The organism is Methanospirillum sp., assembly GCF_035406105.1.
GTDB lineage: Archaea > Halobacteriota > Methanomicrobia > Methanomicrobiales > Methanospirillaceae > Methanospirillum.
The window spans coordinates 1-3,290 of record NZ_DAONKG010000247.1; the positions used below are offsets into that span (position 1 = coordinate 1).

Genomic DNA, 3,290 nt, shown 5'->3' on the forward strand with positions numbered 1-3,290 from the left:
CAGCCTCTTCAGAGACAAACTCAGGTCTGATCTCTCCGGGAAACGTTCCGAGATAGATATCCTTATCAGGAATCTGTGAAAGTTCGCGAAGTAATAAGCGAACACTACGAAGATCAGGATGGATACCATCAGTACCATACGCAAGAGCGTTCGGGGTCAAAAACCTGATGTCATGAAACGAGTGTGCAAGTTTTAGAATTGAGTGTATGCTGCGGTGACGTATCCTGTTTCCGAAAATACGGGGAGTCTGACAGTACGTGCAACCATACGGACACCCTCGTGAGATCTCAATATAGCCTTTATGCTCTCCGAAACTTGGATTGCCATCAAGAAAGACGGTATGATCAATCGGGGTATAGGATGATATGGTTGCAACCCCGGGGGGAGGGGGGCCGTTGGTATGGAGGCTGTCAAGGAGCCGTGGAACAGTAAACTCTCCTTCTCCAACCACCACATAATCTGCAATACGAACCAGTTCTTTCCATCTGGCACAGGCATGAGGGCCGCCAACAACGGTAATAACATCGGCGTCCCTTATTTCTGGAATAAAAGACGGTCCGGTGATCGAGTTCAGGCTATAGAGTGTTATGTCCTCTTCAGGCCCATTCACAAATTCAAGCCTGTATCCTGCCCGCTCACAGGCAGCAGAGAGGCATGCCATGCTGTTGCGCTGGCTCGGAATTTTCCTCCAGCAGACACGCATTTAAAACACAGTTGCTTCCGTATACACTGTTACAGAGTCCTGATGGATCTCAAACGGTTTAACTTCCCGTGAATGCTGTGACATACGCATCTTGACAACCTCGACTGCCAGATGAACATCTGCGGTATCTCCCCCCCGGGCATATTTTAAAAGAATAACCGTGTCGCTCAGATACTCAATCAGATTGTATTTACTTGCAAAGCTGTTTGTCTTGTCTGCTTCACTGATGAGCAGGGATGTACAGTTCAGGTCTCGAAGACTTTCCAAAAACCGCATCATCTCCCGTCTTCGTGTAGCATCATCATGAAAAAGATCCTCAAACAGCGATACCGGGTCAATCACCACGCGATGAGCTCCTATCTTCCTAATCAGAGTCGGGAGTTCATTCTTTACGCTGTTTATTGCAAGATTAAAGTCCGACGGGTCAAGATTGACTATTGTAAAGGTTGTGTCCAGATACTTGGAGACATCCCATCCCTTATTCTCCATGTATCCAATAATTCTTGACGTCCTTTCTTCAAGAGTAATATATAAGGCACTCTGGCCCTGTATCAAACCCTGCCAGACGTAATACTGGGCAAAGTTCGTTTTCCCCGTACCATATGCACCAATAATTGAGGAGACTGTACCTTCAATCAATCCCCCGGAGAGCATCTCATCAAGACCTTTTATACCAAATCCAAAACGGGGTATACTCATCAGTGGAATTCTCATATAACCACCCTGATATTGCTTACTTCAAATCCTCGTTCAGGGGTAATTTTTACTGCAAATTTCACAAGATCCCGATCTTCAAGATGGATCATAACACCGCGGAATTTTTCAATATATAAAACCCGCTGGCGCTTTGCACTTGATGACTCTTCCCATTTGAAATGGATGACCGCATCCATCGCATCAGCAACCTCAATCTCCTGATACTGATTGAGAATACCCTTTGTCAGTATCAGATAAAACGAAGTGTTCCATTTTTTTGCAACACGCTGCATCCCTCTGAGATAGGCTGACAGATCCGGCCATTGTCCAGCCGCGATATACTGGGTTGCAATCTCCGTCAATGAATCGAGAATAACCAGGCTCTGCTCCGAAACCTCATCCAGCGTAAATGAGAGAGTGGTCAACAGGTTGTCATGAATCTTCCGGCGCGCTGTCATGCGTTCAATAATATCATCATACTCAGTATACCAGGTGATTGGAACAAGACTTTTATCAAAATAGATATCAGATAAATCCTCAAAACGTATTTTTTCAAGATGTGTCAGAAGGTCCTGATGAAATGACTGTGATATTTCACGAAGGATTGACTCCTTTCTCTTGGTCACAGCAACATAGCATATCTCCTTTGGTATGAGAACCCTCTCATCCTTTGATTCCTTTCCCATCAGATGAGAGAGATGAATCATGGAACTATATGCAAACTCTATCTTTCCTGAACCGATATCCCCTTTTAATAGTACTACAGAACCTGGAGGAATACCTCCGTCAAAAACCGGATCAAGGGTCGATAATCCGGTTGGCATATATTGTTCAAATTGTATTCCATTCATTGTTCGAAGATCCGGCTACGTGTATTTCATCTGCAATAACAGATTAAGTCTTTGGATTACATGGGAGATCTGGGAACGCAGGGTTTGACTGATGTGCATTACCAAATGAGATCAAAATCTCTGTTCTCTCTTACGTATTGTATTATTTTTATGCTTTGATATCATATGATATTTTTAACTGGTACCGGGGGGAACCTATACGGACAGAGATATATTCTGGCGGGTGAGATATGGGGGAATCAGATAGAGAGAAAAATAAGGGACACGGTGGTAAAAACCGCCGCACTATTAAAATAAAAGTCCCGAGTATAATAATCGGAAAGAAAACTTCCCCCTCTGATAAACCAGATAAGGCAAAAAAAAATCTGAACAAGCCGAAATTAAAAGGGTTGAGAATTAAAAAAGTCCCTCATATTGATCTTATAAAAAAGGAGCCGGAAAAAGAGACCGGGACACAGAGTGGGGTTACCAGAATTAAACTTCCGTTATTAAAACGGGAAGAAGAGATTGTTGCTGCAGAAAAAGATCTTGAATCAATCTTTCAAACAGAAAAAGAAAGTGCCGTCCCGGGATTCGAAAGAAAACTTCTGAAAAAAATAAGTCTGACCCAGAAGCGGGGATACGAGGAGTACGATTTCGAAAAACACGGTAGTCTTCTGGATATTAAATTAGGATATCCATATGAGTCAAAAAATGAATACTGGGTAGAACCTGGCCTTGCCAAAGTGGTCATTGCCCATAATATAAAATCAAAACTGAGAGAATACCTCCTTTTTGAACCGGAGCTTACCCCCTTTGAGTATGAACTTCTCGAACGAATCCATGAGGATCTTCGTGATGTACTTATTCTTACCGATGAAGAATTGGGAATTGAACGAAAAAAGCTCCTGATATCAAAGGTCATTGACCTGATTGACTATTACGGACTGAAACTGGACAAAAGCTCTCTCTTCAAAATTAATTATTATCTGCTTCGCAATTACCTCGGGTGGGGTCGTATCAATGCCCTGATGATCGATCCGCTGATTGAGGATATCTCC

3 protein-coding genes and 1 pseudogene are annotated in these 3,290 nt (G+C 43.1%); 1 reads left to right on the forward strand and 3 read right to left on the reverse strand.

What is annotated here, in order from left to right; all coding sequences use genetic code 11:
* The 3 genes from PLA23_RS11840 to PLA23_RS11850 all read right to left on the reverse strand — a co-directional run.
* The coding region (locus PLA23_RS11840) for a radical SAM protein (RefSeq protein WP_324475309.1) at window positions 1-661 on the reverse strand (661 nt) is incomplete at its 3' end.
* Between the two features lie 42 nt (window positions 662-703).
* Complete coding sequence (locus PLA23_RS11845) at window positions 704-1,417, reverse strand: KaiC domain-containing protein (protein ID WP_324330729.1); 714 nt, start codon at window positions 1,415-1,417, stop codon at window positions 704-706.
* Window positions 1,414-2,250 (reverse strand): RAD55 family ATPase, encoded by an 837-nt coding sequence (locus PLA23_RS11850; RefSeq protein ID WP_324330731.1) that lies wholly within the window; start codon window positions 2,248-2,250, stop codon window positions 1,414-1,416. Before PLA23_RS11850 ends, PLA23_RS11845 begins: the two co-directional genes overlap by 4 nt.
* 230 nt (window positions 2,251-2,480) lie before the next feature.
* Here PLA23_RS11850 and PLA23_RS11855 point away from each other — a divergent pair.
* Window positions 2,481-3,290, forward strand: a pseudogene (locus PLA23_RS11855) (type II/IV secretion system ATPase subunit); the annotation flags it as partial.